Consider the following 1,741-nt stretch of genomic DNA (forward strand, 5'->3'; position numbering starts at 1 on the left):
ACATTCCGTGCAAATGCCGCCGACCTTTTCAATGCGATTAACGAAGAGCATGTCGCTGTCGACATCGGCGCGCGCTTTCCGCTCAACGACATTGTTGAGGCGCACCGCGCGGCCGAAGCGCGCAAGGTAGTTGGCGCCATCGTGATCGACGTGTAGCTATCGCGCGCAAGCTTCGAGGTATCTGCGACGCGCAGATATTTTGCAAAATGACCGCAATGTCCTGGCACGCACTCGTTCCCGTTATTCGTCTTGGCATACCGCCTCGACCCACCACCGTCCTTGTGTGACAACCACCGAATGGCGGTTATCCGCGTCATCTGCTTTCCAGGGGTCGTTTGCGGGAGGGGACGGAATCCTAACCGGTTCCCCCAGCGAACCTTGCCCGTACCTCGGCCGATAGCCACCGCGCTGCGGGTCCGGGCGGGGCGGCGACATTGCCGATGGCGTAAATGGGGTATTCCGGCTGGTTGAAAGCCGGGAAATGCAGTGCGACAAGGCGCCCGCTGGCGATATCCTCCTGCACCAGTGATACCGGAAGCCCGCCCCAGCCAAGGCTGCCGCGGATGAAAAGATGCTTGGTCGCATTGTCGCTGACCCGCCAAGTCTTGAGCGAGAATACGTTGAAATTGCGCCCCCGTGTGAGGCCCGAGGCGTCATAGACAACAAGTTGGGTTTCGTCGCGCACATCGGCTGGCGACAGGGGCCGCCTCAGCTCTGCCAGCGGATGATCCGGCGCGGCAACAGGAGCCATTGCGGTATGGCCAATCCGCTCGAAACGGATCTGATCGGGGCTATCCGCCAGCGAGCCGCCAAAGCCGATCACGGCCTTCCCGGAAATGACCGCATCGACCACAGTCCCCAGCGTGCCAACCGTCACGTTCAGCGATACGGTCGGAAAATGGCTGCGAAAGGCGCGCAGCCGCCTCGACGACGATGCCTGATGGCATGATGCTGCTGATGGCGACGCTCAACTCTCCTTCCAGACCTTCATTCAGCGACCTCACCCGCGCGCGCATGAGGTCAAGGTCGCCAAGCAAGCGCCGCGCATCTTCCAGCACGGTTTTCCCCGCAGGGGTCAGTTGCGGCCGCTTTGTTACCGTCCGGTCGAAAAGCGCCAGGCCCAACTGGTCTTCCAGATTGGCAATCGCATAGCTGACCACGGATTGCGCGCGGTTCAGCGCCCGCGGAGCGCCCGAGAAACTGCCGCTTTCGGTCACGGCAAGGAAAACCTGGAGCTGATCGAGGGTTGGGTTCGGCTGCATGATGTATCCATTTAGTGGATCATTATCTTTGATATTATCCAGCTTTTTTCGATCGATATCGAGGGCTATTTCCCCGCCAACGACTCCCATTCACCCATCATCAGGAGCTCCCATGCAAGGCTTAGCCTCCCCCTCCGCTAAACCGCCCGCAGGCAAGTTCCTGCGGATCAGCCTCTGGATCGCCCAAGTGCTGATTTTCGTCGCCTTCATCCTGTTCGGCTTCCAGAAGCTCTTCATGCCCGTCGAGGCCTTGGCCGCGATGTGGCAGACCCCGTGGCCCGTCGAATATCCAGGGCTGTTGCGCTTTACCGGCTTCATCGACGCGGCAGGCGGCATCGGCATCGTCTTGCCCGCTCTCACCCACATCCAGCCGCGTCTAACCGTGCTAGCCGCCTTGATGCACGGCGATGAGGTTTTGGCGGCCTAAGCGGCGATGTGGCCGCTGTTGGGCGCTTTTCCGCGAGCCGCGTCAGGCGCCG

2 protein-coding genes and 1 pseudogene are annotated in these 1,741 nt (G+C 61.1%); 2 read left to right on the forward strand and 1 reads right to left on the reverse strand.

The annotated features are described in order from the left end of the window. On the forward strand, positions 1-156 hold a 156-nt coding region (locus IQ26_RS41210; RefSeq protein ID WP_145723586.1), incomplete at its 5' end, for a zinc-binding dehydrogenase. Between the two features lie 199 nt (positions 157-355). Here the strand turns inward: IQ26_RS41210 and IQ26_RS38935 are convergent. Beyond that, positions 356-1,262 (reverse strand): annotated as a pseudogene (locus IQ26_RS38935) (LysR family transcriptional regulator). 112 nt (positions 1,263-1,374) lie between these two features. Between IQ26_RS38935 and IQ26_RS38940 the strand changes: the two are divergent. Beyond that, positions 1,375-1,689 (forward strand): DoxX family protein, encoded by a 315-nt coding sequence (locus tag IQ26_RS38940; RefSeq protein ID WP_145723587.1) that lies wholly within the window; start codon positions 1,375-1,377, stop codon positions 1,687-1,689. Positions 1,690-1,741 lie beyond the last annotated feature (52 nt).

It is taken from the genome of Mesorhizobium tianshanense, assembly GCF_007830515.1.
GTDB lineage: Bacteria > Pseudomonadota > Alphaproteobacteria > Rhizobiales > Rhizobiaceae > Mesorhizobium > Mesorhizobium tianshanense.

Bases quoted from the DNA above. Each gene is read 5' to 3' on its own strand.
- IQ26_RS38940 (WP_145723587.1), top strand. From the start codon at position 1,375: ATGCAAGGCTTAGCCTCCCCCTCCGCTAAACCGCCCGCAGGCAAGTTC.